The organism is Pandoraea vervacti (assembly GCF_000934605.2).
Classification (GTDB): Bacteria; Pseudomonadota; Gammaproteobacteria; order Burkholderiales; family Burkholderiaceae; genus Pandoraea; species Pandoraea vervacti.
Genome location: NZ_CP010897.2, coordinates 1,241,097 through 1,265,444, shown reverse-complemented (window position 1 = coordinate 1,265,444; position 24,348 = coordinate 1,241,097). Strand labels below are relative to the sequence as shown.

The window sequence follows — 24,348 nt, the reverse complement described above, 5'->3', positions numbered from 1 at the left end:
ACCATGACACAACAACTCACCATGAAGTCCGGCGCCGCCAACCGTGCGCCGGCAGGAGAGACGCTCAAGGGTGCGGTCATCGCCGCAATCGTGACGATCATCCTCACGGCCCCCATCCTGGGCCTGCAACTGAAGCTCGATGGCTACAAGGTCGTGCTGGAGCAACATTGGCGTCCGGTCTGGATCGCGACCGCCATCGTGTTCGTCTTCCAGTTGATCAAGCCGTTCCTGCTGCGCACGAAACGCGCGGTAACGTTGCCGACATTGCCCACGATGGGCCGCCGTCAGCAACTCATCGCGATGTGGGTGCTGCTCGCCGTCGGCCTGGTGTGGCCGTTCGTCGGCTCGCGCGGCGCGGTGGACGTTGCCACGCTCGCCCTCATCTACTGCGTGCTCGGCCTCGGCCTGAACATCGTCGTGGGGTTCGCGGGTCTGCTCGATCTGGGTTACGTCGGCTTTTACGCCGTAGGCGGTTATACGTATGCCCTGCTCAACCAGTACTTCGGCCTGACGTTCTGGGAATGCCTGCCGCTCGCTGCGCTCATGTCGGCGACCTTCGGCTTCCTGCTGGGCTTCCCGGTGCTGCGCCTGCGTGGCGACTATCTCGCCATCGTGACGCTGGGCTTCGGTGAAATCATCCGTCTGCTGCTCAACAACCTGACCAGTCTCACCGGCGGCCCCGATGGCGTGTCGGGCATTCCGAAGCCCAGCGTGTTCGGCTTCGAAATGGCGCGTTCGGCCAGTGTGGAAGGCGCGAAAACGTTCCATGATCTGATCGGCCTGCCATACAGCGGCTCGCACATGGTGATTTTCCTCTACCTGCTCGCGTTTGCACTGGTCGGCTTCACGCTGTTCGTGACGAGCCGTCTGATCCGCATGCCGATCGGTCGTGCCTGGGAAGCCCTGCGCGAAGACGAAATCGCTTGCCGCTCGCTCGGCCTGAACCCCACGCGCATCAAGCTCTCCGCGTTCACGCTGGGGGCGTCGTTCGCCGGGCTGGCGGGCGCGTTCTTCGCGGCGCGTCAGGGGCTGGTCACGCCCGAGTCGTTCACGTTCATCGAGTCGGCGCTGATTCTCGCCGTGGTCGTGCTTGGCGGCATGGGCTCGCAGATCGGCGTGATTCTCGCGGCCATTCTGCTCACGATCCTGCCGGAAGTGGCGCGCGACTTCGCCGAGTACCGCATGCTGATCTTCGGTCTGGTGATGGTGCTGATGATGATGTGGCGTCCGCAAGGTCTGCTGCCTGCCACCCGCCCGCATGTGGAGTTGCCGCAATGAGTGCAGAACTGTTGAAACTCTCCGGCCTGCAGATGCGCTTCGGCGGTCTGCTTGCCGTCGACGGCGTCGAGTTCGACGTCCGCAAGAACGAAGTCTTCGCGATCATCGGCCCGAACGGCGCCGGCAAGACGACCGTCTTCAATTGCGTTGGCGGCTTCTATCGCCCGACCGGCGGCTCGATCACCCTCGACGGCGCCGATATCACCGGTCTGCCGAGCCACATGGTCGCGCGGCGCGGTCTGGTGCGTACGTTCCAGAACATCCGTCTCTTCCGTCAGTTGACGGTCGTGGAGAACCTGCTCGTCGCACAGCACATGACCGTGCACACCGGCTTTCTCCAGGGGCTGTTCTCCACGGGCGCATTCCGGCGCGCGGAACGCCAGGCGCTCGAGCGCGCCAAGATGTGGCTCGACCGGCTCGGCCTCACCCCGGTCGCCAACCGGGAAGCGGGCACGCTGTCGTACGGGCATCAACGCCGTCTCGAGATTGCGCGCTGCATGATCACCGAGCCGCGCCTGCTCATGCTCGACGAACCGGCAGCCGGCCTGAATCCGCAGGAGAAGGTCGAGTTGCAGCAACTGGTCGACAAACTGCGCCATGAGTTCGGTATTTCGGTGCTGCTCATCGAACACGACATGAGTCTCGTGATGGGGGTCTCCGACCGGATTCTCGTGATGGAACACGGCAAGCCGATTATGACCGGCAAGCCCGACGAGGTGCGCAACGACCCGCGCGTCATCAAGGCCTACCTCGGGGAGGAATAATGCTCAAGCTGGAACAGATCCATACCCATTACGGGGCCGTCGAGGCGCTTTCCGGCGTGTCGATCGAAGTGAACAAGGGCGAGATCGTCACCCTCATCGGCAGTAACGGCGCGGGCAAGACCACGTTGATGATGACCGTGTGCGGCACGCCGCGCGCGTCGAGCGGTCGTGTGATGTTCGAAGGCAACGACATCACTGCGCGCCCGACGCACGAAATCATGCGCATGGGCCTGGCGATTTCGCCGGAGGGCCGTCGGGTGTTTCCGAGCCTGACCGTCATCGAGAATCTGAAGATGGGCGGCTTCTTCGCGTCCAACGACGACATCGACGCCGGCATGGACCACGTCTTCAAGTTGTTCCCCCGACTGGCACAGCGTGGCAAGCAGCGCGCCGGCACGATGTCCGGCGGCGAGCAGCAGATGCTGGCCATCGGACGCGCCCTGATGAGCCGCCCGCGTTTGCTGCTGCTCGACGAGCCGACGCTCGGTCTCGCACCGCTCGTGATTGCGCAAATCTTCGACATCATCCGCGCCATTCGTGAGGAAGGCGTGACGGTGTTTCTGGTGGAGCAGAATGCCAACAAGGCGCTGCATGTGGCCGATCGAGGCTATGTGCTTGAAACCGGTCGTGTCGTGCTCGCCGATTCGGCCGACAACCTGCTCGCTAACGACGACATCAAGCGCGCTTACCTGGGCGCCTGAGTCGACGCCTGAGTCGACACATGAGTCAGTGCATGAGTGGATGCATGAGCGGCGTGTGATGCGACGCCCCGCCACGCGGCGATGAAAAAAGGGGGACGCGCCTTCGGGCACGTCCCCCTTTTCGTCACACCGACCACGTCGGCCCAACATCACTTCATGAGATCGACCAGTTGATCGAGCGCCTTGCCCCAGCCGTCGTGGAACCCCATCGCTTCATGTTGCGCACGGGTCGCTTCGTTGCCGTGAATCGCAATCGCCGTGTAGCGCGTGCCCTTGCCCTGCGCTTCCATCAGCACCGCTGCGGTGAACTGGAAACCGCCATGCTCGGCCTCGGGTGCGGGCGCCGGGCGATAACCGGGCAGCACCGCGTTCGTCCACACGAGCCGCGCGTTCTCGACCACCTCCAGATAGCAACCGACGTTCGGATACTGTTGCCCCTCCGGCGAGCGCATCACGGTATGAAACCGTCCGCCGGGGCGCAGATCGATCTCGCATTCGACCGTCTGCCACGGCGCTGGCGTGAACCACTTCTTGAGATGTTCCGGTTGCGTCCACGCCGACCAGACACGCTCGCACGGCACATCGACATAGCGCTCAAGCACGAGATCCAGTTTCGGATCGACCGAGAACAGACTGGGTTGGGTGGGTTGATTCGACGGCTTGGCAAGGCTCATGTTCACGTCTCCTTCATCTGCAGCAGATAGTTGTCGAGTTGATCGAGGCGGCGCGTCCATTTGTCGCGCTGCAACTGGAGCCAATCCTGTGCGCCCGCGAGTGTCTGTGTCTCCAACACATACGTACGCACGCGCCCGGTCTTGCGCGAGACGACCAGCCCGCTTTCTTCCAGCACGTTCAGATGCTGCGAGAACGACGGCAGTGCCATGGAAAACGGACGCGCCAGTTCGCTGACCGAGGCCGGTCCCATCGTCAGGCGCTCGACGACCGCCCGACGCGTGGGGTCGGACAACGCCTGGAAGATTCGGTCGAGAGGGATGGATTGGTTAGCCATGTGCCTAACTATAGTTGCCACAATTACTTAGGTCAACACCTTTATATCGATGGATTTCGGTGGTCCGAAGCACGAGATCGGACGCTGGCAGGCATCCGCTTGGCGTAGAATAGAGCCTTTCCAAATTCAGCCCCCGCGTTGCCGCTATGCCGTTGGCCACTACAGAAGAAATCATTGCCGAGCTGAAGGCCGGCCGCATGGTAGTCCTCGTTGACGAGGAAGATCGTGAGAACGAAGGCGACCTGGTCATGGCAGCCGAATTCGCGACCCCCGAAGCCATCAACTTCATGGCGAAATACGGGCGCGGTCTGATCTGCCTCACGCTGACGCAAGCCCGTTGCAAGCAGTTGAATCTGCCGCTCATGACGTACCGCAACGGCACGCAATACGGCACGGCGTTCACGCTGTCGATCGAGGCGGCAGAGGGCGTAACGACGGGCATCTCCGCAGCGGACCGCGCGCATACGGTGCAGACGGCGATCTCGCGCGATGCGCGTCCTGAAGACATCGTCCAGCCGGGTCACGTGTTCCCGATCATGGCGCAGCCCGGCGGTGTGCTGGTGCGCGCCGGTCACACGGAAGCCGGTTGCGACCTCACGGCGATGGCGGGCCTCACGCCTGCGGCCGTCATCTGCGAAATCATGAACGACGACGGCACGATGGCGCGTCTGCCGCAGTTGATGGAATTCGCCGAGCAGCACAACATCAAGATCGGCACGATCGTCGATCTCATTCACTACCGCAGCCGCACCGAGTCGATGATCGAGACGGTGGCGTCGCGCGAGATGCAGACCGCGTGGGGACCGTTCCAGGCAACGTTGTATCGCGACAAGCCGAGCGGCAACCCGCATCTGGCGCTGGTGCGCGGCACGCCCCGCCCGGACGACGAAACGCTGGTGCGTGTGCACGAGCCGCTGTCGGTCATGGATCTGCTCGAGACCGGTGTGTCCACGCATTCGTGGACGCTGGCCGGCGCGATGCAGGCGATCGCCGAGGCCGGCAAGGGCGTGGTCGTGCTGCTGAACTGCGTGGAGACGCCGGAGCATCTGTTCAACCAGTTCGAAGCGCTCGACGAAACCGAGAAGGCTGCACGCGCGAAGCGTCGCCCGGTGGACTTTCGCACGCACGGCGTGGGCGCGCAGATCCTGCGGGAGCTGGGCGTCGGTAAAATGCGGGTGCTGTCGAGTCCGCGTAAGATCCCCAACATGGCGGGGTATGGCCTCGAGGTAACCGGCTTCCAGCCGATGCCCGGCGCCGAAACCGCCTGAGTATCCCCATTACGACGCCCCGCCCCGTACAGGCGGGGCGTCATCTTGCCGAACATCGCCTGTCTCGGGTGTATCGGCATTACGTTGGCCGCACCGCCTGGACGGTACTTTTTTGAGGAAGACCATTATGGAAATCGGACAATACCAGCCGGAACTCGACGGTGAAGGCCTGCGCGTCGGTATCGTGCAAGCCCGCTTCAACGACGCCGTTTGCGCCGCGCTGCGCGAAGCCGCCGTGGCCGAACTCGAACGCCTTGGCGTCGACGGCGAAGACGTATTGCTCGTGACGGTGCCCGGCGCGCTGGAAATTCCGCTGGCATTGCAAAAAATGGCCGAGTGCGGCCAGTTCGACGCGCTCATCGCGCTCGGTGCGGTCATCCGCGGCGAGACGTATCACTTTGAGCTGGTATCGAACGAAAGCGGTGCCGGCATTACGCGCATCGGTCTCGATTTCGGCATCCCCATCGCCAACGCGGTGCTCACGACCGAAAACGACGAACAGGCCGAAGTGCGCGCCGCCGAAAAGGGCCGCGATGCAGCCCGTGTGGCGGTGGAAATGGCCAATCTGCTCGAAGCCATCGATATGCTCAGTGGCGACGACGGATCGGATGAAGACGAAGACGAAGAAGAGGAAGATCGGTAATGAAGAGTGCACGGCGCCGCGCGCGCGAATTTGCGCTGCAAGGAGTGTATCAATGGCTGATTTCGCGCGGCCACGCGAGTGAGATCGATGCTCACCTGCGCTCCACCCCCGGCTATGACAAGGCCGATCAGGTTCTGCTCGAAGCTGTGCTGTACGGCAGCATCCGCGAGGCGGACGCCTTGTCGCAACAACTCCAGCCCTATCTGGATCGGCCGGCAGCCCAGTTGTCGCCCATCGAACATGCCGCACTGATTGCGGGCGCCTACGAACTGATCCACCTTCAGGACGTGCCGTACCGTGTGGTGATCAACGAGGCGGTCGAGGTCGTGAAGACGTTCGGCGGCCCGGACGGTCATCGCTTCGTGAACGGTGTGCTCGACAAGTTCGCCGCAGAAGTGCGTCCGGCCGAAGTTGCCGCGAATCGCAACGGCGGTCGCGGCAAGAACGCCTGAGGTCTCGCCGGCTTCCACCGGCTTCGGCCGATTTACCGATACCCCCGCCCCCCATGGATCGCACGCCCAATCTCGCTCCCGCGCTGACACTCGCGCAACGTGTCGACGATATCGCTCCCTTCCACGTCATGGAATTGGCCAAGCAGGCCGCGCTACGGGAAAAGGCGGGGCACCGGGTCATTCACATGGGGATCGGCGAGCCGGATTTTACGGCGCCCGAGGCGGTCATCGAGGCGGCGGCGAAGGCCATGCGCGATGGTCGGACGCAGTACACCGGCGCGATGGGCATTCCCGCGTTGCGTGAGGCAATTTCCGGCTACTACCGTAGTTTTTACGGCGTGGACGTCGATCCGGCGCGCATCGTCGTGACGGCCGGGGCGTCCGCAGCGCTCGTCCTGGCGTGCGCTGCGCTCGTCGGCGTGGGCGACGAAGTCCTGATGCCGGATCCCTGCTATCCGTGCAACCGTCACTTCGTGTCGACGTTCGATGGCAAGCCCGTGCTGATTCCGTCGGGTCCGGCGGAACGTTTCCAGTTGACCGCGCAGCGCATCGAGGCGCACTGGGGACCGAAAACCAGGGGGGTCTTGCTGGCGTCGCCGTCCAATCCGACGGGAACGTCCATCGAGACGGACGAGTTGTCGCGCATCGTCAAGACGGTGCGCGCGCGTGGCGGCTTCACGCTCGTCGACGAGATCTACCAGGGCCTGTCCTATGACGGCAAGCCAACCACGGCGCTGAGCTTTGGCGACGACGTGCTGGTCGTGAGCAGCTTCTCGAAGTACTTCAACATGACGGGATGGCGTCTGGGCTGGCTGGTGGTGCCCCCATCGATGGTGCCTACGTTCGAGAAACTGGCCCAAAACCTGTTCATCTGTCCGTCGGCCGTCGCACAACATGCGGCAACGGCGTGCTTCCTGCCGCAGACCCTGGCGATTTACGAGGAGCGCAAGGAAGCGTTCCGGCAACGTCGCGATTACGTCGTGCCGGCGCTGGAGCGACTGGGCTTCAAGGTCCCGGTGATGCCGGACGGGGCCTTCTACGTCTACGCCGATTGCACCGGCGTCTCGCATCCGAATGCTGGCGACAGCGACCGGCTCACGCAATCGTTGCTCCAGCAAGCCGACGTCGTACTCGTGCCGGGACTGGATTTCGGCTTTGCCGAACCGCGTCAGTACATTCGTTTGTCGTACGCCACGTCCCTTGCCCAGCTGGAAGAGGCCATGGATCGCATCGGCAAGGTATTCGCAGCGGGCTGAGCCGAACCCGGGAAGCGGCCCCATTGGGCATTTAGGGCATGTTGCGCGTGGCGTCTCACAAAACAAAAACCCATCGAATCGCTTCGATGGGTTTTTTTGTTGGCTGCGCTGACGTCTCTACTATATAGATAGCATCGCGAACCGATGGATGCGCCGGCCGTGGCGCATCGTGCGAGGTCGCAGCCCGTTCAGGCCGCCGTGCTGTCGTCCGCTTCGAGCTTGCCGGCCGAAGCCGCCTTGCCCGTCGAGGTCGATGCTGCCGGCGCAGGCGCCGACTCCGACGTCGTGTCGTCCGACTTGCCCGCAGAAACCGGCTTGGCTATCGGCTTGGTCGAGCTGACGATCACCGGTGCCTGCGGCTCGTTCGGCGAGACCTTGCGTCCCATCGACACGCCGCGCAGGCGATCACGCTCGGCGAGCACCTTGGCGCCGTAGCCGCCGTCACCGGCGCTGGTCGACCCGACATACAGACGCAGACCACCCGCGAGCGACCCGCCGCGTGCGATGCATTCTTTCAGAATCAGTGCACCCACCTTGATATTGGCGAGCGGATGCAGTGCCGCTTCCGGACCGCCGAAGTATTCAAGCTTGTCCTGATGGACCTTCGACATGACCTGCATGAGGCCTTGCGCACCGACCGTGCTCTCCGCATACGGGTTGAAGCCCGATTCGATCGCCATCACGGCGAGCAGCAGCAGCGGATCGAGGCCGACTTCCTTGCCGGTCGAGTAAGCTGCGCGCACGAGGTTGCCCGTGACGTCGCCCGCCACGCGATAGCGACGTGCGAGGTAGTCGGCCACAGCGATCTGCTCACGCGTGTCCAACACCTTGGTGGCACGCGCATCGGCAGCCACACGCTGGTTCGGAATATAAGCGGCCAGCACAGCAGCCGACGGCACGTGTTGCGCAGCTTGCGCCATCATCGTCGCGTTCGACGGGGTACCCTGGGCGACCACACCGCCGTTGGCGCCCTGGCTGGCCGCATTGGCCGAACCGGTGGCTGCCTCGAGCAGCGGACCCACGCGCGATGCCAGATCGGCACGCCACGTCGGTCGAGCCCACAACGCCAGCGTGCCGACCACGGCAACCAGACCCACCGCGCTGGACGCATACAGTCCAGCACGACCGCCGTGCCATGCCAGGCGACGCCAATCGCGGCGAGCCACGGCTACCGTCGCCGCGCCGCGCGCACGCAGCGCACCGAACACGGCCAGTAGCCAGGGTGATAAACCAGACTTCTTCATACTACGTACTCCGGTTACGCCGTCACCACGGGGTGGCCCCGGGGCGTAAGGAAGTAAGCCGGTATGCCCGCCAGGCATCCCGTGAAGCGCTTACTTACGGCATATGGAACGAGGCGGTGCATCGTGTTTGTCATTGACGATGCCGCTACCGCCGCAGCGCGCCGACCTGTTCAGGTCCCCGGCGCTGACGAGCTATCGCTCGCGCTGCTTCCTAAAACACTGGCTTCCCGACCTCGGTGAGAAAACCAGCCACTGAAAATCCACGTCGATGTTGTAGTTGTCGCTAAGCTTGAGCGGGTCGGCCTACCCGTCATCGAAGCCGCCTTTCTGGATTCAACGGGCGGATTGTAGCAGTGATATATAAACCGTCAATACTATGAATTCCAAAAATCATTACCAAAAGTAATTTGTAACAGGTGTTTTGCCGTGACGTTCGGTCGCCTTGGCCGGTAAAATGCCCTGCCTCGCCCCGCGTTTACAAGGGTGTCACTCCGACATTCAACGGATTCAAACGCCCGTTTACTCCGGGCGTATGAATTTCGTAAAATTTTTGGTAACGGTTTGTTTCATGAAATATCTCGATCTTCGTGACTTCACCGCGCAACTGGAGCGATCCGGCCAGCTTCGTCGCGTAGACGTGCCGGTCTCGCCGGTGTTGGAGATGACCGCGCTCGCCGATCGCGTGCTCAAAGCCGGCGGCCCGGCCCTCTGGTTCGAGCGCCCGACCGGCTATGACATGCCGGTGCTCGCCAACTTGTTTGGCACCCCTGAACGTGTGGCGTTGGGTATGGGCGTCGAAGGCGGTGAGAACGCTCTGGGTTCGCTGCGCGACATCGGTCGCCTTCTCTCGACACTCAAGGAGCCCGAACCGCCGCGCGGGCTCAAGGATGCGGGCAAGCTGTTCGGCATGGCCAAAGCCGTGTGGGACATGACGCCGAAGGAGGTCAGCAGTCCTGTATGCCAGGAGATCGTCTGGGAAGGCGACGACGTCGACCTGTCCCGACTGCCAATCCAAACCTGCTGGCCCGGCGACGCCGCCCCGCTCATTACCTGGGGCCTGGTGATTACCAAGGGTCCGCACCGCAAGCGCCAGAATCTGGGCATCTATCGCCAGCAGGTCATCAGCCGCAACGAAGTCATCATGCGCTGGCTCGCCCATCGGGGCGGCGCGCTCGACTTCCGCGAGTTCGCACAGGCGAACCCGGGCAAACCGTTCCCCATTGCCGTCGCACTCGGTGCGGATCCGGCGACCATGCTCGGCGCGGTCACGCCGGTTCCCGACACGCTCTCCGAGTATCAGTTTGCCGGCTTGCTGCGCGGCAGCCGCACCGAACTGGCCAAGTGCGTCACGCCCGGGCTCGAATCGCTGCGCGTGCCGGCGCGTGCCGAAATCGTGCTCGAAGGGTTCATTTACCCGTCCGACCAACCGCCCGTCGTGCCCGACGGCGCGCCGCAGCCGCCCTCGCGCGGCGCCACGGCCGGTTACGCGCACGCCCTCGAAGGGCCATACGGCGATCACACCGGCTATTACAACGAGCAGGAGTGGTTCCCGGTTTTCAAGATCGAGCGCATCACGATGCGGCGCAATGCCGTCTATCACTCGACCTACACGGGCAAACCGCCTGATGAACCGGCCGTGCTCGGCGTCGCGCTGAATGAAGTCTTCGTGCCGCTGCTGCAAAAGCAATTCCCCGAAATCACCGACTTCTATCTGCCGCCGGAAGGATGCAGTTACCGCATGGCCATCGTCCAGATGAAGAAGGCGTATCCGGGCCATGCCAAACGGGTCATGTTCGGCGTGTGGAGCTTTCTGCGCCAGTTCATGTATACGAAGTTCATCGTCGTGGTCGACGAAGACGTCGATATCCGGGACTGGAAGGAAGTCATCTGGGCAATCACCACACGCGTGGATCCGACGCGTGATACCACGCTCGTCGACCAGACGCCCATCGACTATCTCGACTTTGCTTCGCCCAAGGCCGGGCTGGGCTCGAAGATGGGGATCGATGCCACTAACAAATGGCCGGGCGAAACTTCGCGCGAGTGGGGGCGTCCCATCGAAATGACCGCCGACGTCGACGCTCGCATGGCTGCGCTGTACAAGGATCTCGGCCTGTAAAACCAGCCCGCGTTTCCTGCGCCATACCTAACGCCGGTGGCCCCTCGGGCTGCCGGCGTTTGCATTTGCGCGCCCGGGGTGGCGCGTGAGACGACGCGCCACGTTGGCGTACGCTGGCGCCTGGCGCTCAGATGCGCCGCGTCCACATCGGTGTCTGTATTCGCGTCCGTAGTCGCATCCGTATCCTTATTCGCGCACTGTGTCCATTTCCGTCCCCGAGCGGCATGCGCCCGTCAAGGCGCGCCGCCCGGCCCTCGAAAGGAGCTGATCGTGTCGTCATCCCGCCCCACCCGAACGTCGCAGACCTCGCGCCCATCCGGCGCCTCGGCCAAAGCGCATCCGGCGCTGTCCCGTCTGAAAGACCCCGAACTGCTCAGATCCGACGCCTACATCGACGGCGACTGGACGCAGGCCGACTCCCACGCCACCTTCGCCGTCAACGATCCCGCGACCGATGCCGAGATCGCGCAAGTGGCCGACCTCGGCGCCAAGGAGGCCGAACGTGCGCTGGTCGCAGCCGAAGCGGCGCTGCCGGCGTGGCGCGGCAAGACGGGCAAGGAGCGCGCGCGCATCATGCGTCGCTGGTTCGATCTCATCATGCAGGCGCAGGACGATCTCGGCGCCATCATGACCGCCGAGCAAGGCAAGCCGCTCACCGAGGCCAAAGGCGAGGTGGCCTACGGCGCCTCGTTCATCGAGTGGTTTGCCGAAGAAGCCAAGCGTATCGATGGCGACGTTCTGGCCTCGCCCGAAGGCGGCAAGCGGATGCTGGTGCTCAAACAGCCCATCGGCGTATGTGCGTCGATCACGCCATGGAACTTCCCCATTGCGATGATCACCCGCAAGATCGCCCCGGCCATTGCGGCGGGCTGCACCATCGTCGTCAAACCGGCACGCCTCACCCCGCTCTCGGCGCTCGCTCTTGCCGAACTGGCCGACCGTGCCGGTCTGCCTCAGGGGGTGTTCAATGTCGTCACGTCGAAAAACTCGTCCGACGTAGGCAACGTGCTGAGCTCCAGCCCACGCGTGCGCCATCTGTCCTTCACCGGTTCCACGCCCGTGGGCGCCCAACTCATGGCGCAATGTGCGTCGACGATCAAAAAGGTCGCCCTGGAGCTGGGCGGCCTCGCCCCGTTCCTCGTCTTCGACGATGCCGATGTGGACGCCGCCGTCGAGGGATGCATCGCCTCCAAATTCCGTAACGCGGGGCAGACGTGCGTGTGCGCGAACCGCATCTACGCGCAGGACGGCATCTACGACGCCTTCGTCGAAAAGCTCACCGAAGCGGTTGGCAAGCTGCGCGTGGGCAACGGCTTCGAGCCGGGTGTCGCCATCGGCCCGCTGATCGAGGACGCCGCCATCACCAAAGTCGAACGACACGTGCAGGACGCCATCGCCAGGGGCGGTCGTGTGACGGTCGGGGGCAAGGTGCTGCACGGCCGCTTCTTCGAACCCACCGTCGTGGCCGACGCCAGCGCCGACATGCTCGTCGCTCAGGAGGAGACCTTCGGGCCGGTCGCCCCCGTCTTCCGCTTCAAGGACGAAGCCGAGGGCATCCGGCTCGCGAACGCGTCGGACTTCGGCCTGGCGTCCTACTTCTTCGCCCGCGACGTCGGCCGCATCTGGCGCGTGGCCGAAGGCATCGAAGCGGGCATGGTCGGGATCAATACCGGCCTGATCTCGAACGAAGTAGCCCCGTTTGGTGGCGTGAAGCAATCCGGGTTGGGCCGGGAAGGGTCGAAATACGGCATCGACGAGTACCTTGAAATGAAGTATCTGTGCCTGGCCGGGATGTGATTCACATCTGACCCTTTAACAATTTGTAATAGTCCGATTCCCACGGCGCGAACCGCGCCGTGACTGGCTTGCGCCCATATCCGGCTAACGTCGTCGAACCGGCGCCCATCCCGAAAGTGTTACAAAGTCCCACACACGTGGCACGGCTCGGGTAGAATCGCGCTTTTTTCGCGAACGCCCACTCCGACCCCAATTCGGGCACTGCGCGCTCACCCGGCGGTGCGATGTCGGGGTCCTGGGGGTTTGCGAAGTCGATCAACAGAAGTCGCGTTCGTCAGCGCCGCCCCCGCGCCGTCATGTTCGTTGTGACGGCGACCGGCCTGCCGACGTGTCCGCCCTCGCGCAGCGTGCCGCTCCTGCCCCCTCATGGCGTGGCCGCCTGCTCCCCCCGGGCGTGGAGAAGACAAGACATCGAATGGACAACAATCAATCCCTCATGCGCAACATCGGGCCGTTCGCCCTGATGTTGACCGGCCTCGGTTCGATCATCGGCTCCGGGTGGCTTTTCGGCGCCTGGAAAGCCGCCAAGATTGCCGGCCCGGCCGCCCTGTTCGCCTGGCTCATCGGCGCCGTCGTGATTCTCGCCATCGCCCTGACCTACGCCGAACTCGGCGCCATGTTCCCGGAGTCGGGCGGCATGGTGCGTTACTCCCGTTACTCGCACGGCAGTCTGGTCGGCTTCATCGCTGCGTGGGCCAACTGGATCGCGATCGTCTCGGTCATTCCCATCGAGGCCGAAGCGTCGATCCAGTACATGAGCACATGGCCGTACGACTGGGCGAACGCGCTGTTCGTGGACGGCACGCTCACAACAAGCGGATTGGCGTTGTCCGCCCTGCTGGTGATCGTCTACTTCATGCTGAACTACTGGGGCGTGAAGCTTTTCGCGCGCGCCAACACGGCCATCACCCTGTTCAAGTTCGCGATTCCCGCGCTGACCATCGCCGGCCTCATGATCGCGGGCTTTCATCCGGGCAACTTCAATATGGCCGAGCATGGCGGTTTCGCACCGAACGGCATGTCGGCCGTGCTAACCGCTGTTGCCACGTCGGGCATCGTGTTCGCATTCAACGGTTTTCAGAGCCCGGTGAACCTCGCCGGAGAGGCGCGAGATCCGGGCCGCAGCATTCCGTTTGCCGTCGTCGGCTCGATCCTGCTGGCCACCGTCATTTATCTGTTGCTGCAAGTCGCCTACATCGGGGCGCTCTCGCCCGAGCAACTCGCGGGCGGCTGGCACATGGTGAGCTTCAGCTCGCCGTTCGCCGAGCTGGCGATCGCCCTCGGCCTGAACTGGCTGGCCATCGTGCTGTATTTCGACGCGTTCCTGAGCCCGAGCGGCACTGGCACCACTTACATGGCGACCACGAGCCGCATGATCTACGCGATGGAGCGCAACCGCACCCTGCCGGCGATTCTCGGCCGCGTGCATCCGCTGTACGGCGTGCCCCGCCCGGCAATGTGGTTCAACCTCGCGATCTCGTTCGTCTTCATGTTCTTCTTCCGCGGCTGGGACTCGCTGGCCGCCGTGATTTCGGTCGCTACCGTGATTTCCTACCTGACCGGCCCGATCAGCGTCATGGCGCTACGCCACTCGGCGCCGGACATGCACCGCCCGCTGCGTCTGCCCGGCCTGTCGCTGATCGCGCCGTTCGCGTTCGTATGCGCATCGCTGATTCTGTATTGGGCACGCTGGCCGCTGACTGGCGAGATCATCGTGTTGGTCGTCGTGGCGCTGCCCGTCTACTTCTACTATCAGGCAAAGGACAAGTGGCAGGGCTTCGGTCGTGACCTGAAGGCTTCGTGGTGGCTCATCGGCTACCTGCCCTGCATGGCGCTGTGCTCGTACATCGGCAGCAAGGAATTCGGGGGGCTGGGGTTGCTGCCTTACGGCTGGGACATGGGTATCGTGGCCGTGCTGTCGCTCGCGTTCTATCACTGGGGCGTCAAGGCAGGCTGGCGCACGCCGTACCTTTCGGAAGAGCGTGAACAGGACGCCGCCAGCATGGAAGGCATGCCCGCGCTGTCACACTAGGCGCCGGTTCCCGGATGCATGACGCTAAGCCCGCCGATCGGCGGGCTTTTTCGTTGACGAGGACACCTCTCGCCCTAACGATGCGCGCGTCGCCGCTCGATGAACAGGCTGTTGCCAAGCGCACGTTTGGCCATCTTCTTGGCATCGGCGGCCGCAGCCGAGACTTCGACGTGTGAGGGAAAACTCTCCGGCGTGACGGCAACGACGCCAATCGACAGGCTGGTGATGGGATGGAAGATGACCATGCCGCGCCGGTCTTCCGCTTCGAATCCGCCCGCCGCAATCTGATCTGGATGAAAGTATTCCGTCACGGCTTCGCCGAACCGCGTGAGGGCTTCGCGGCAGCGGGTTTCCCAGTCGGGGCTACGAAAGAGAATCAGGAAGTCGTCGCCACCGATGTGCCCGAGAAAATCGCGCTCCGGATTGCGCACCGCCATGAGCACGCGCGCGACCAGTTGAATCAGATCGTCGCCGCGGCGATAGCCGAACACGTCGTTGAACGGTTTGAAGTTGTCCAGATCGACGTAGCAGGCGTGAAACGATTGCCGCTCGCCGATCATGCGATCCATATAGTCGTCGATCGGCACGTTGCCGGGCAGCAGCGTCAGCGGATTGGCGTAACGTGCCGCATCCAGCTGCATGTCGGTGATGTGGCGCATGAGCGCATGACCCTGCGCCACGCCGAAGTACCGCCCCTGATCCGTCACGATGAAGCCCGCCGCAATCTGTCGGCTTGCGCCTTCGGCGATCATCCGGCTCAGATCCTCGACCCGTGCGCCCTTGTCGAAGGTGAGCGGGCGGGGTTCCATCACGGCCGAGCACGGCTTGCGCCCGTAAAGCTCACGCGTGAACGGACGCGCAAACCGCCCGATCAGCGAAGCCCGTCCGATCAGGCCTACGGCGCGCTCGCGCTCGACGACCGGCAACACTTCCAGCGCCGGATCGCTCTCGAAACGTGCCACGACATCCTCGCTGCGCGTGTCGGGCGAGACCGGTGCAACGTACGAGGCAATGCGCTCCAGCGTCACGTTGCCAGCGCCCAGCTGGCTCGGTTGCTGATGCACATAGGCGCGCCGCTCGTTCACGACCTCCTGCACGTTCGCCGTGATCGCGCGCTGCGGCTGCGCTTCGGGTCGCGCAATGAAATACCCCTGGCCGAGGAAGATCCCCAGATCGCGCACCACCTGCAGTTCTTCCGCGTGTTCGATCCCCTCTGCAATCACGCGCGTGCCGCTCGTCTCCGCGATCTGACGCATCGATCGCACGAACTGGAGTTTGACCGTGTCGGTGTCGATACCGTCGACGAAATGCCGGTCGATCTTGACGTAATCGGGGCGCAGTTCCGACCACAGGCGCAGGCTCGCATAGCCCTCCCCCATGTCGTCGAGGGCCACTTCGAAGCCGAGCGCGCGATAGGCCGCGAGCGAAGCACGGGTGCTCGCAAGATCCAGCGTGGGGGCATGTTCCGTGAGTTCGAGGACCACCCGCTCGGGCGGCAGGCGAAACGATTGCAACATCGCAAACGTCTCGTCGAGCCCGAGCGATTCACTCACGCCGCCGCCGGGCTGTGCCCGTGTGACCGGACCGATGTTCAGGAAAAGACGTTCCGGCAGGTCCTGCGCAACGAAGCCGCGCAGCACCGTGCGCCGACAGGCGAGTTCCAGCGGACCCAGCAGGCCGTGACGGCGCGCTGCGGCGAAGAGCGCCATCGGCGAGTGGATCGTCGTGCCGGCCGGCCCGCGCACCAGGCCTTCGTATCCGGCCACCTCCGAGGTGCGGAAGTCGACAATCGGCTGGAAGACGCAGGTCAGGCCAACGCCCTCGCACAGTTCCGCAAGCAACGATGCCTCATCGGGCTCTGCATAAGAGGGCGGGTGCGAGGTCGTGGAAGCAGCCGTCGATGAAGAAGGAAAGCGTTCCTGCGGACGTATCCCGGCAACAGCGGCAGGCGGGAGAGGGTTCAACTCAGACTCCGTAAGTCGGTGCGGTGCGCCGCGCGCATGCAAACAGCCAAGCAGCATTACGTCGTGCGGGCATTTGTCGGGCGCCATCGCGCGCACCGGTGGCAGTGCGCCCCGATGAAGTCTCACCCGTTCCCCGTGCTTCGCGTGCGGTCGCTGCTCTTTGGCCCATATCCGCGTCTTGTGACGGTGCCCGCAGGCACCTTCTTTTACTTGGCACTCAGGCTATCGCCGTTATTTGACAAAACCGTGACAGCGCCGGGATCGCAACAAATGTCGTGCCGCGCGCAAACCCGTAGCCTCGCCGGGGCACCTGTACCGTGCAGGGACAAAAAAAACGGCAACGCCGCTTGGGCGTTGCCGTTTTCCGGAGCCTGCTCACCGCGATACGGCGAGCCGCCTCACAACATCCTCAACCTTACCAGGCCGTGACGACCGAGCCGCCGAACTTCTGTTCGATGAACGCCTTCACTTCCGGGGAGTGGTAAGCCTTGATCAGCTTGGCGACCCACGGCTTGTTCTTGTCCGCCGTGCGAATCACCAGCACATTGGCGTACGGACCATTGGCGTCTTCGATGGCGATCGAATCCTTCTTCGGGTTCAGACCGGCTTCCATGGCGAAGTTGGTATTGATGACTGCCACCGCAACGTCGTCGAGCGAGCGCGGCAGTTGGGCAGCATCCAGCTCCACGAACTTGAGCTTCTTCGGGTTCTCGGCCACATCGATCGGCGTTGCCTTCAGGCCGGCGTCTGCACGCAGCTTGATCAGGCCCTGCTTTTGCAGCAACAGCAGCGCGCGACCGCCGTTGGTCGGGTCGTTCGGCAGCGAGACCTTGTCGCCCGTCTTCAGATCGGCCAGCGACTTGAGCTTCTTCGAGTAGATGCCCATCGGGAAGATCACGGTCTTGGCGATGGATTCGAGCTTGTAGCCGCGATCCTTCACTTGCGCATCGAGATACGGCTGGTGCTGGTAGCTGTTCACGTCCAGATCCCCCGACGACAAGGCGGCGTTCGGCTGCACGTAGTCGCTGAACTCGATGACCTTGATGTTCAGGCCATCCTTGGCGGCGACCTTCTTCACTTCGTCGAAAATCTGGGCGTGCGGGCCGCCCGTCACACCGACCTTCAGGTTGACGGCGTCAGCAGCGGCAGCGGGCGCTGCGAATTGCGTGGCGAAAACCGTGGCGGCGCCGACACCGGCCAGCAGCTTGAAGAGCGTACGACGTTGCATAAATAACCCCGAGTTTGAGTAGCGTGCCGGTGGGCCGGCGAGAAGTACTTTTGCGAATGACGACAGTGATTTGAACTTACTTGTGGCTCAGACGCCGCACCAGCCAGTCGCCGAACGTCTGCACCAGTTGCACGAAAACGATCAGGATCAGCACGACGGTAATCATGACTTCCGGCAGGAAGCGCTGATAACCGTAGCGGATGCCGAGGTCGCCAAGCCCGCCGCCGCCAATGGCGCCAGCCATGGCCGAATAACCGACGAGACTCACGAACGTGATCGTCAGCCCCGCAACGATGCCCGGCAGGGCTTCGGGCAGCAGCACCTTCATGACGATCTGTCCGGTCGTTGCGCCCATCGACTGGGCGGCCTCGATCAGGCCCCGGTCGACTTCACGCAACGCGGTCTCGACCAGGCGCGCCACGAACGGCGCGGCCGCAATGGTCAGCGGCACCACGGCAGCCATCGTACCGATGGATGAGCCCACGATCAGTCGCGTGAACGGAATGACGGCTACCAGCAAAATGATGAACGGCGTGGAGCGCACGGCGTTGACGATGATCCCGACGATCCGGTTGGTCGGCAGGTTCTGCAACACACCGTTGCGATCCGTCAGATACAGCAGCACGCCGAGCGGCACTCCCACAACCGCGCCGATCAGACCGGAGATACCAACCATGATGAGCGTCTCCCAGAACGAGGAGACGAACAGATCGAACATTTCACTCCACATGGCTCAGCTCCTCAACGACGACGCCTGCACTGGCGAGGAACGCCATGGCTTCGGCCACACGGGCCGGGGTGCCGCCCGCCATCACGGCGAGCGATCCGAATGCCTGCCCCTGGATCTCGTCGATCTGGCCGTGCAGGATGTTGAAATCGAGTTCGTAACGGCGAATCGCTTCGGACAGCAACGGCTGGTCGACGCCGGCGCCCGAGAACGCGAGGCGATACAGATGGTCGTGTCCATTGCCAATACGCGACGCCACGCGCTCGCGCACGCCTGCGGGCAATTCCTGCGCAATCACGTCGCCGATCAGGGCGCGCGTCACATCGTGGCGCGGGCGCAGGAACACGTCGATCACGGCGCCCTGTTCGACCACACGGCCCGCATCGAGCACCGCGACCCGGTCGCAGACCTGCTTGATGACTTCCATCTGGTGCGTGATGAGCACGATCGTCAGGCCCAGCTCACGATTGATGCGCTTGAGCAGATCGAGGATCGAGCGCGTCGTCTCGGGATCGAGCGCCGAGGTGGCTTCGTCCGAGAGCAGCACCTGCGGCTCGCTCGCCAGCGCACGGGCGATGCCCACACGCTGCTTCTGACCGCCGGAAATCTGTGACGGGTAACGATCCTTTTGCGCCGTCAGCCCCACGAGTTCGAGCAACGGCAGCACCTTCGCGCGGATCTCGGCGGCCGAGGCGCCCGCGAGTTCGAGCGGAAGCGCTACGTTCTCGTAGACGGTGCGCGAGCTAAGGAGGTTGAAGTGCTGGAAAATCATGCCGATGCGGCGGCGTGCCTGACGCAGTTCGTCCGACGACAGCGCGCTCAGGTCCTGACCGTCGACCCGCACGGAACCGTCACTGGGACGGTTAAGCAGGTTGATGACACGCACGAGCGTGCTTTTGCCGGCGCCGCTTCGGCCGATGATGCCGAAAACTTCGCCGCGCTCGATCGACAGGCTGATATTGGAGAGCGCGTCGATCGGCCCCTTGGGTCCAGCGAAGCGCTGGGTGATGTTCTGGAGTTCGATCATGCAAAAAAATAGCAGCCCCACTGCCAAAACCGCCCGCAGTGCCGCCGCCAAGACTCTATTTAGCGCAAAGGCGACATTCTAGCCCATGCGCCTAAATAGTTGAAAATAATAAAATTTGATCTCTTTATGCCGAATTCCAGAGGTAGTCGGGCGAGGCCGACGATCGGGGGTCAGCGCGCGCGTTCGGTCGCAAATTCGTCGAGCACTTCGATAACCCGGTCGAATTCCAGCGATTTGTCGAAGAAATGCTGCACGCCGAGTTGCTGGCAGCGTTTGCGGTAGGTCGCCAGGGCGTAATTGGTCAGCACGATGGCCATGAGCTTTTCGAGCATGCCCTTGCTGTGCAGATACGACAGCACGTCCATCCCGGAACCACGCCGCAACTGAATATCGACGATCACCGCGTCGAAGGAATCGTTTTCCAGGGTGCGGACCGCGTCGTCGGCCGTCTCCGCCACGCCTGTCACTTCCAGCATCCCGGTAGAACCGAGCGCTTCAGACAGGCTCTCGCGAATCACCGCCGAGTCTTCGATCAGCAGCACCTTCAGGGGCAAACGGGACCCCGTAAGCGTTGCCGCGTTCCCGGTTGACATGACAGCCTCTCTCAACTTATCAAGCCGTTCTTGAGCGCGTACAGCGTAAGATCGGCATTGGTTTTCAAATGCATCTTTTCCAGCACCCGCGCACGGTACGTGCTGACGGTCTTCACCGACAAATGCAGCTCGTCTGCGATCTCGGTGGGGGTGCGCCCCTGCGCGAGCTTGCAAAACACCTGAAACTCGCGCTCCGAGAGCTGCTCGTGCATCGGCTCGTCGACAGGCTTGTCGAGCTTTTGCGCGAGCAGGTCCGCCGTCACTTCACTGACATAGCGATGACCGCGTGCCACCGTGCGGATCGCCCGGATGATTTCCTCGGGCGCAGCGTCCTTCATCAGGTAACCGTCCGCCCCGGCGCGCAGCAAATTCACGGCATATTGCGCCTCCGGGTAAGTGGACAGGAACAGCACCCCCTGCTCCGGTCTGAGCTGCTTGATCACGCGCAGGGTGTCGATGCCGTTCTTGTCAGGCATGGCGATATCCAACAGCACGACATCGAATTCGGTTTCGCGCACGGCACGAATCACTTCGTCTCCGCTCGCCGCCTCCCCAAGCACCTCCATATCCGACTCGTCGGCAATGAATTGCTTGAAGCCGGTACGAACGATGGCGTGGTCGTCGGCAATCAGGATTTTTATTGTCAGTGACATCTAAGCTCCAGAGACTGTCCCCGTCGGCCTGCTGGCCGCGCTTGAGTGATTTCGACGCGCTCAACATGGCTTCACTCCCGATCGAGAAGATCTCGCATGTCGTCGGCATGCTCTTCCTCGACGGCGAGAATCTCTTCGAGCATGCGACGCGTCGTGGTATCCCGGTCGCCTAAATAATGAATCATCTCGCGGTAACTCTCAATCGCAATACGCTCAGCGACGAGGTTTTCGCGAATCATGTCGCGCAAATTGTTACCGGTGACATATTCGGCGTGGCTGCGCGACGACAGGCTGTCCGGCGAAAAATCGGGCTCGCCCCCGAGTTGCACGATCCGCGCCGCAATGCGATCCGCGTGATCCTGCTCCTGGGCGGCGTGCTCGGCGAATTCCGCCGCCACGGGTTCGGCGTGAATGCCCGTCGCCATGAAGTGGTGGCGCTTGTAGCGCAGCACGCAAACCAGTTCGGTGGCGAGCGCGTCATTGAGCATGTGCACGACCGCGTCGCGATCGGCACGGTAATCTTCCGTGACGGCACCGTCGTCGAGGTGCTCACGGGCACGCTCACGCAGGGCGCGAACGTCGATTTCAAAATCCTCTCCGCCGTGCTGGCCGTGACCATTACCGGTCATCGCGTGCTTGGCGTGCTGTTTGGCTTGCTTGGCGGTATGCATTGGCGAATTCTCCTGTAGCGGTTATCGAGGGTTGGCGGGTTGGCAGGGTTGGCGGCACATCGGCGGCGTCCGGGCGCGACTGCAATGCCGGAAATGGCCAGACACGGCAAGGGGCGGCGCGCGCGCCGCCCCGTCTTCCTGACCGTGACTATCGTCGGACCACCCCGAAGAGCAGCGTGACCAGGAAGATCACCAGGAAGATGAAGAACAGGATCTTCGCGATCTCGGCGGCGCCGGCCGCAATTCCTGTAAAGCCGAAAACCGCGGCAATCAGAGCGATCACGAAAAAAACGACGGCGTAGTGAAGCATCGCAACCTCCTCGTATGTGGTCGAATAGCTAGTCGACGATCTTCTTGGCGACGGTCAGGCCAAGCAGCAGGAAGATCACGAACAGCACCAGGAACAGTACGAACAGAATCTTCGCGATCCCGGCGGCACCCGCGGCGATCCCGGTAAAGCCCAACAGGCCGGCCACGATCGAGATCAGCGCAAACAACAAAGCCCACTTCAGCATGGCGTTCTCCTTGGTTAAAGCGACATTTCCCGGAGACTTTCTCTGCTCCCCGACGCCAGTTCGTGAGGCATTGCTCAGCGTCCAAACCTCAGGGTGCTGAGTGCATAGTAGAAAAATGCCGCACACGGGACTGCCCGCGCGGCGCTGGTTTTTGCGTAGGAATTGGCTGACAATTGCTCGAATTGCACAATTTTCGCCGTATTATCAAAGCGCATTTCGCACCGATACCCTGTCCACAGCCGCATCAATGCCACTCAACAAGGCCTGACTTCCCCAATGCCCCGATTGTTCACGTCCTGGTTGCGTCGCAGAAGCTGGATCATCGCCATGATCGCCGCGATCGTGATAACGGTCGGCAGTCTGATCGGGCTCGAATCGGCGCACCGTCGGCTCGCCTCTACCTACGAAGCGGCGCTGCAAAACATGATGGCCGCCAATGAACTCAATGAGATCATTGCGCGCACGTCTACCGTGGTGGCAAGTCAGCGCGGGTATGTGCTCACGAACGATCCCGCCTATCTCGATCCGTATCTGTCGGCCGTGCGGCGCATTCGCGATCTTTCCGCGCTGATCATCCAGCACTATCAGAATGTCCACGACGATCAGGCCACGCACGACTTCGCGCGCATCATGCAGTTGTTCTCGCAGCGAATCACCGCGATGGACACGGCGCGCGCCGCGCTCGCGCAGGGCCAGATGACGCTCGAGGAAGCGCTCTCGCCGTCGAACCTTGGCCTCGGGACGATGGAATCGGTGCAGACCGGCATTACCGATCTCTACAATCGCGAACTAGCCCGCGCGCGCACCGCGCAGGACAACGGCCGCTTCGATCAGGCGATCTCGGCCATCAGCGCCGGCGCGTTGTCGGTGCTCACGATCTTGCTGTTCATTCTGTTGTTCCGCACGCTCGGCAAGCAAATGCGGCAGGAACAACTTGCACGCGACCAGTTGCACGAGCAGCAGGCGCATCTCGACCGGCTGGTGCGCGAACGTACCGAACAGCTCGACGAGTTGGCAACGCACTTGCAGAACGTAAGCGAGGATGAAAAGACACGTCTGTCGCGCGAGCTGCACGACGAACTCGGCGCCATTCTGACTGCCTGCAAGATGGACGTGACGTGGGCGCATCACAAACTGCGCAACGTCGACCCCGTGATCTCCGACAAGCTCGCGCGCGCGCAGCGCAACCTCGACTCCGGCATTCAGACCAAGCGCCGCATCATCGAAAACCTGCGCCCGACCGTGCTGATCAACTTCGGGCTGGTGACGGCCTTGCGCTCGCTTGCCGAGGAAACCGCCGACCAGCAGCACTGGCAACTCGACCTGGATTTGCCCGAAGAGGATTTCGCGCTGCCCGAATCGACCGCCATCGTCCTGTTCCGCGTGGCGCAGGAAGCGCTGACGAATGCGGGCAAGTATGCGCGCGCGACCGCGGTTCGCGTGGCGCTGGCGTGCGACGACCAACGCGTACGGCTCGAAGTCATCGACAACGGCATCGGCCTCACGCCCGATCAGTTCAACAAGCCCAAGACACACGGTTTGTTCGGCATGCGCCAGCGCGTGTCGGCCAAGGGCGGACGCATCGATATCCATTCGCTGCCGCAACGGCTAGGCACCGAAATCCAGGTCGTTCTGCCGCTGTGCAATCCGGCAGACGCGCCGGAGATCGCCTCGGAAGTCACCGAGAGCACTGCGACGTCACAATCCGACGCCGCCGACGCCGCCGATTCGCCCCCGCGCCCGCCGGTCGGAATGCACTGACAGCGCAACCCGACTCCGCCTACACCGCGACGACAACGCGGCTGACAGCGCGAACACTTCGCACTCCCTACCATGGAATCACCTCCCGCCGCCTCACCGGGCGCGGGTCAGAGGACATGAATCCAACCCAACATTGAGGAGTTGCTATGAACTCGGATCTGATCAAGGGCAAGTGGAACCAGCTCAAGGGCGAAGCGAAGAAGCAGTGGGGCAACCTGACCGACGACGATCTGCTCAAGATCGAGGGCAACCGCGACAAGTTCGTCGGTGTGATTCAGGAACGCTACGGCAAGGCCAAGGCCGACGCCGAACGTGAAGTCGATACCTGGAACAACCAGCACAAGCTCTGGTAAGTCTGGTAAGCGCGCCTTTGGCGCAACACCGCTCGCACGCAGGTCCTTGCCCGCCGGGAGGCGGGCACTGCCCTCCCTCCTCGCGCTTGCATTGCGCCTCGGACGCCATCTCTCTCCAAGGAGAAATCAAAATGAAACGACTGATCGCCATCGCTCTGCTCTCGGGCTTCGCACTGGGCCTCGCCGGCTGCAACACCATCCACGGCGCGGGTAAGGACGTCGAGAAGGGAGGCGAAGCCATTCAGGGCGCCGCCGACCGCAACAAGTAACCCGGCGGATTCCTCGAAACACGA

25 protein-coding genes are annotated in these 24,348 nt (G+C 63.0%); 13 read left to right on the top strand and 12 right to left on the bottom strand.

Going from position 1 to position 24,348, the window contains the following annotated elements; genetic code table 11:
- The first annotated feature begins 3 nt into the window (after window positions 1–3).
- From UC34_RS05720 to UC34_RS05710, 3 genes are read left to right on the top strand one after another with little or no spacing between them, the layout of a single operon-like run.
- On the top strand, window positions 4–1,278 hold the full coding sequence (locus UC34_RS05720; RefSeq protein WP_044454574.1) for a high-affinity branched-chain amino acid ABC transporter permease LivM: 1,275 nt from the start codon (window positions 4–6) through the stop codon (window positions 1,276–1,278).
- Window positions 1,275–2,042 (top strand): high-affinity branched-chain amino acid ABC transporter ATP-binding protein LivG, encoded by a 768-nt coding sequence (livG, locus tag UC34_RS05715; protein WP_044454572.1) that lies wholly within the window; start codon window positions 1,275–1,277, stop codon window positions 2,040–2,042. The genes UC34_RS05720 and livG overlap by 4 nt, the downstream gene beginning before the upstream one ends.
- Window positions 2,042–2,743, top strand: a complete 702-nt coding sequence (locus UC34_RS05710; RefSeq protein WP_044454570.1) for an ABC transporter ATP-binding protein — start codon at window positions 2,042–2,044, stop codon at window positions 2,741–2,743. The genes livG and UC34_RS05710 overlap by 1 nt, the downstream gene beginning before the upstream one ends.
- A 149-nt stretch (window positions 2,744–2,892) precedes the next feature.
- Here UC34_RS05710 and UC34_RS05705 read toward each other — a convergent pair whose 3' ends face one another.
- Window positions 2,893–3,417: an SRPBCC family protein gene (locus UC34_RS05705; RefSeq protein ID WP_044454568.1), complete on the bottom strand. Its 525-nt coding sequence runs from the start codon at window positions 3,415–3,417 to the stop codon at window positions 2,893–2,895.
- A 2-nt stretch (window positions 3,418–3,419) separates the two neighbouring features.
- Complete coding sequence (locus UC34_RS05700; protein WP_044454566.1) at window positions 3,420–3,752, bottom strand: ArsR/SmtB family transcription factor; 333 nt, start codon at window positions 3,750–3,752, stop codon at window positions 3,420–3,422.
- A gap of 146 nt (window positions 3,753–3,898) precedes the next feature.
- On the opposite strand from UC34_RS05700, the gene ribBA reads away from it, so the two are divergent.
- The 4 genes from ribBA (at window position 3,899) to UC34_RS05680 (ending at window position 7,371) form a co-directional block, all read left to right on the top strand.
- Entirely contained in the window at window positions 3,899–5,020 is a 1,122-nt protein-coding gene (gene ribBA / locus UC34_RS05695) for a bifunctional 3,4-dihydroxy-2-butanone-4-phosphate synthase/GTP cyclohydrolase II (RefSeq protein ID WP_044454564.1), read from the top strand.
- A gap of 127 nt (window positions 5,021–5,147) precedes the next feature.
- On the top strand, window positions 5,148–5,663 hold the full coding sequence (ribH, locus tag UC34_RS05690) for a 6,7-dimethyl-8-ribityllumazine synthase (protein WP_044454562.1): 516 nt from the start codon (window positions 5,148–5,150) through the stop codon (window positions 5,661–5,663).
- Window positions 5,663–6,115, top strand: a complete 453-nt coding sequence (nusB, locus tag UC34_RS05685; protein WP_044454556.1) for a transcription antitermination factor NusB — start codon at window positions 5,663–5,665, stop codon at window positions 6,113–6,115. The genes ribH and nusB overlap by 1 nt, the downstream gene beginning before the upstream one ends.
- 53 nt (window positions 6,116–6,168) lie before the next feature.
- Window positions 6,169–7,371, top strand: coding sequence for a pyridoxal phosphate-dependent aminotransferase (locus UC34_RS05680; protein WP_044454554.1), 1,203 nt, complete (start codon window positions 6,169–6,171; stop codon window positions 7,369–7,371).
- A gap of 188 nt (window positions 7,372–7,559) precedes the next feature.
- Here the strand turns inward: UC34_RS05680 and UC34_RS05675 are convergent, their stop codons facing one another.
- Window positions 7,560–8,615 (bottom strand): lytic transglycosylase domain-containing protein, encoded by a 1,056-nt coding sequence (locus tag UC34_RS05675; protein ID WP_052810909.1) that lies wholly within the window; start codon window positions 8,613–8,615, stop codon window positions 7,560–7,562.
- Window positions 8,616–9,183: 568 nt separating this feature from the next.
- On the opposite strand from UC34_RS05675, the gene UC34_RS05670 reads away from it, so the two are divergent.
- From UC34_RS05670 to UC34_RS05655, 3 genes are all read left to right on the top strand, one after another.
- Window positions 9,184–10,734, top strand: a complete 1,551-nt coding sequence (locus UC34_RS05670; RefSeq protein ID WP_044454552.1) for a UbiD family decarboxylase — start codon at window positions 9,184–9,186, stop codon at window positions 10,732–10,734.
- 345 nt (window positions 10,735–11,079) lie between these two features.
- A complete protein-coding gene (locus UC34_RS05665; protein WP_044457793.1) occupies window positions 11,080–12,531 on the top strand; it encodes an NAD-dependent succinate-semialdehyde dehydrogenase in 1,452 nt (483 codons plus the stop codon).
- 415 nt (window positions 12,532–12,946) lie between these two features.
- On the top strand, window positions 12,947–14,563 hold the full coding sequence (locus UC34_RS05655; RefSeq protein ID WP_044454547.1) for an APC family permease: 1,617 nt from the start codon (window positions 12,947–12,949) through the stop codon (window positions 14,561–14,563).
- A gap of 74 nt (window positions 14,564–14,637) precedes the next feature.
- Here UC34_RS05655 and UC34_RS05650 read toward each other — a convergent pair whose 3' ends face one another.
- From UC34_RS05650 to UC34_RS05610, 9 genes are all read right to left on the bottom strand, one after another.
- On the bottom strand, window positions 14,638–16,404 hold the full coding sequence (locus UC34_RS05650; protein ID WP_237165248.1) for an EAL domain-containing protein: 1,767 nt from the start codon (window positions 16,402–16,404) through the stop codon (window positions 14,638–14,640).
- Between the two features lie 538 nt (window positions 16,405–16,942).
- A complete protein-coding gene (locus UC34_RS05645) occupies window positions 16,943–17,755 on the bottom strand; it encodes a MetQ/NlpA family ABC transporter substrate-binding protein (RefSeq protein ID WP_044454545.1) in 813 nt (270 codons plus the stop codon).
- Window positions 17,756–17,831: 76 nt separating this feature from the next.
- Entirely contained in the window at window positions 17,832–18,485 is a 654-nt protein-coding gene (locus UC34_RS05640; RefSeq protein ID WP_010804449.1) for a methionine ABC transporter permease, read from the bottom strand.
- Entirely contained in the window at window positions 18,475–19,509 is a 1,035-nt protein-coding gene (locus UC34_RS05635; RefSeq protein ID WP_044454543.1) for a methionine ABC transporter ATP-binding protein, read from the bottom strand. Before UC34_RS05635 ends, UC34_RS05640 begins: the two co-directional genes overlap by 11 nt.
- Window positions 19,510–19,679: 170 nt before the next feature.
- The gene (locus UC34_RS05630) at window positions 19,680–20,102 is read right to left on the bottom strand and encodes a response regulator (RefSeq protein ID WP_044454541.1); all 423 of its coding nucleotides are present in this window, start codon (window positions 20,100–20,102) and stop codon (window positions 19,680–19,682) included.
- An 11-nt stretch (window positions 20,103–20,113) separates the two neighbouring features.
- Window positions 20,114–20,755 (bottom strand): response regulator, encoded by a 642-nt coding sequence (locus UC34_RS05625; RefSeq protein WP_039400349.1) that lies wholly within the window; start codon window positions 20,753–20,755, stop codon window positions 20,114–20,116.
- A gap of 71 nt (window positions 20,756–20,826) precedes the next feature.
- Complete coding sequence (locus UC34_RS05620; protein WP_044457791.1) at window positions 20,827–21,384, bottom strand: ferritin-like domain-containing protein; 558 nt, start codon at window positions 21,382–21,384, stop codon at window positions 20,827–20,829.
- A 190-nt stretch (window positions 21,385–21,574) separates the two neighbouring features.
- A complete protein-coding gene (locus tag UC34_RS05615; RefSeq protein ID WP_039374862.1) occupies window positions 21,575–21,736 on the bottom strand; it encodes a DUF1328 domain-containing protein in 162 nt (53 codons plus the stop codon).
- Between the two features lie 28 nt (window positions 21,737–21,764).
- Window positions 21,765–21,941 (bottom strand): DUF1328 family protein, encoded by a 177-nt coding sequence (locus tag UC34_RS05610; protein WP_042114863.1) that lies wholly within the window; start codon window positions 21,939–21,941, stop codon window positions 21,765–21,767.
- A 276-nt stretch (window positions 21,942–22,217) separates the two neighbouring features.
- On the opposite strand from UC34_RS05610, the gene UC34_RS05605 reads away from it, so the two are divergent.
- The 3 genes from UC34_RS05605 to UC34_RS05595 all read left to right on the top strand — a co-directional run bounded on the left by UC34_RS05605 (window position 22,218) and on the right by UC34_RS05595 (window position 24,324).
- Complete coding sequence (locus UC34_RS05605; RefSeq protein WP_052810908.1) at window positions 22,218–23,702, top strand: sensor histidine kinase; 1,485 nt, start codon at window positions 22,218–22,220, stop codon at window positions 23,700–23,702.
- Window positions 23,703–23,848: 146 nt separating this feature from the next.
- Window positions 23,849–24,055 (top strand): CsbD family protein, encoded by a 207-nt coding sequence (locus UC34_RS05600; RefSeq protein ID WP_039374866.1) that lies wholly within the window; start codon window positions 23,849–23,851, stop codon window positions 24,053–24,055.
- 131 nt (window positions 24,056–24,186) lie between these two features.
- Window positions 24,187–24,324 carry an entericidin A/B family lipoprotein gene (locus UC34_RS05595; RefSeq protein WP_039374867.1) on the top strand — a complete coding sequence of 46 codons (138 nt, stop codon included), beginning with the start codon at window positions 24,187–24,189 and terminating at the stop codon, window positions 24,322–24,324.
- Window positions 24,325–24,348: the final 24 nt, after the last annotated feature.

What these genes read in the sequence shown, in the direction of transcription:
- UC34_RS05670 (WP_044454552.1), top strand. Translation starts at nt 9,184, where the DNA reads ATGAAATATCTCGATCTTCGTGACTTCACCGCGCAACTGGAGCGATCC.
- UC34_RS05615 (WP_039374862.1), bottom strand. Translation starts at nt 21,736, where the DNA reads ATGCTTCACTACGCCGTCGTTTTTTTCGTGATCGCTCTGATTGCCGCG.
- UC34_RS05605 (WP_052810908.1), top strand. Translation starts at nt 22,218, where the DNA reads ATGCCCCGATTGTTCACGTCCTGGTTGCGTCGCAGAAGCTGGATCATC.
- UC34_RS05630 (WP_044454541.1), bottom strand. Translation starts at nt 20,102, where the DNA reads ATGTCAACCGGGAACGCGGCAACGCTTACGGGGTCCCGTTTGCCCCTG.
- nusB (WP_044454556.1), top strand. Translation starts at nt 5,663, where the DNA reads ATGAAGAGTGCACGGCGCCGCGCGCGCGAATTTGCGCTGCAAGGAGTG.
- UC34_RS05640 (WP_010804449.1), bottom strand. Translation starts at nt 18,485, where the DNA reads ATGTGGAGTGAAATGTTCGATCTGTTCGTCTCCTCGTTCTGGGAGACG.
- UC34_RS05595 (WP_039374867.1), top strand. Translation starts at nt 24,187, where the DNA reads ATGAAACGACTGATCGCCATCGCTCTGCTCTCGGGCTTCGCACTGGGC.
- UC34_RS05620 (WP_044457791.1), bottom strand. Translation starts at nt 21,384, where the DNA reads ATGACCGGTAATGGTCACGGCCAGCACGGCGGAGAGGATTTTGAAATC.
- ribBA (WP_044454564.1), top strand. Translation starts at nt 3,899, where the DNA reads ATGCCGTTGGCCACTACAGAAGAAATCATTGCCGAGCTGAAGGCCGGC.
- ribH (WP_044454562.1), top strand. Translation starts at nt 5,148, where the DNA reads ATGGAAATCGGACAATACCAGCCGGAACTCGACGGTGAAGGCCTGCGC.
- UC34_RS05705 (WP_044454568.1), bottom strand. Translation starts at nt 3,417, where the DNA reads ATGAGCCTTGCCAAGCCGTCGAATCAACCCACCCAACCCAGTCTGTTC.
- livG (WP_044454572.1), top strand. Translation starts at nt 1,275, where the DNA reads ATGAGTGCAGAACTGTTGAAACTCTCCGGCCTGCAGATGCGCTTCGGC.
- UC34_RS05635 (WP_044454543.1), bottom strand. Translation starts at nt 19,509, where the DNA reads ATGATCGAACTCCAGAACATCACCCAGCGCTTCGCTGGACCCAAGGGG.
- UC34_RS05600 (WP_039374866.1), top strand. Translation starts at nt 23,849, where the DNA reads ATGAACTCGGATCTGATCAAGGGCAAGTGGAACCAGCTCAAGGGCGAA.
- UC34_RS05675 (WP_052810909.1), bottom strand. Translation starts at nt 8,615, where the DNA reads ATGAAGAAGTCTGGTTTATCACCCTGGCTACTGGCCGTGTTCGGTGCG.
- UC34_RS05700 (WP_044454566.1), bottom strand. Translation starts at nt 3,752, where the DNA reads ATGGCTAACCAATCCATCCCTCTCGACCGAATCTTCCAGGCGTTGTCC.
- UC34_RS05610 (WP_042114863.1), bottom strand. Translation starts at nt 21,941, where the DNA reads ATGCTGAAGTGGGCTTTGTTGTTTGCGCTGATCTCGATCGTGGCCGGC.
- UC34_RS05680 (WP_044454554.1), top strand. Translation starts at nt 6,169, where the DNA reads ATGGATCGCACGCCCAATCTCGCTCCCGCGCTGACACTCGCGCAACGT.
- UC34_RS05645 (WP_044454545.1), bottom strand. Translation starts at nt 17,755, where the DNA reads ATGCAACGTCGTACGCTCTTCAAGCTGCTGGCCGGTGTCGGCGCCGCC.
- UC34_RS05720 (WP_044454574.1), top strand. Translation starts at nt 4, where the DNA reads ATGACACAACAACTCACCATGAAGTCCGGCGCCGCCAACCGTGCGCCG.
- UC34_RS05710 (WP_044454570.1), top strand. Translation starts at nt 2,042, where the DNA reads ATGCTCAAGCTGGAACAGATCCATACCCATTACGGGGCCGTCGAGGCG.
- UC34_RS05655 (WP_044454547.1), top strand. Translation starts at nt 12,947, where the DNA reads ATGGACAACAATCAATCCCTCATGCGCAACATCGGGCCGTTCGCCCTG.
- UC34_RS05625 (WP_039400349.1), bottom strand. Translation starts at nt 20,755, where the DNA reads ATGTCACTGACAATAAAAATCCTGATTGCCGACGACCACGCCATCGTT.